Here is a 353-nt window from a genome sequence, read left to right as displayed (position 1 = left end):
TGGCACGGTGCCGGGGTCGGATGGGCAGCCGGCGCAGGCGGTGGACATCACTTACGGCGGTGACGGCAGCAGCACCTGGACCTACGCCGACGGCACCAAGGTCGACCGCAACCCTGACGGCGCGGTGGTTCGGCAGACCACCTCCGAGGGCACCGTCTTCGACCGGTTCACCGCCGACGGCAAACCGACCCATGGCACCGTGCCAGGGACCGATGGGCAGCCGGCCCAGGCGGTGGACATCACTTACGGCGGTGACGGCAGCAGCACCTGGACCTACGCCGACGGCACCAAGGTCGACCGCAACCCTGACGGCGCGGTGATTCGGCAGACCACCTCCGAGGGCACCGTCTTCG

1 protein-coding gene is annotated in these 353 nt (G+C 70.0%); it reads left to right on the top strand.

Annotated features, from left to right (window positions below; all coding sequences use genetic code 11):
- Positions 1-40: 40 nt before the first annotated feature.
- The coding region (locus tag KBX34_RS33290; RefSeq protein WP_210929021.1) for a hypothetical protein at positions 41-353 on the top strand (313 nt) is incomplete at its 3' end.

This window comes from Micromonospora sp. M61, assembly GCF_018070245.1.
GTDB lineage: Bacteria > Actinomycetota > Actinomycetes > Mycobacteriales > Micromonosporaceae > Micromonospora > Micromonospora zamorensis.
The sequence above is the reverse complement of the archived record's forward strand: the minus strand, read 5'-3'. Positions and strand labels throughout refer to the sequence as shown.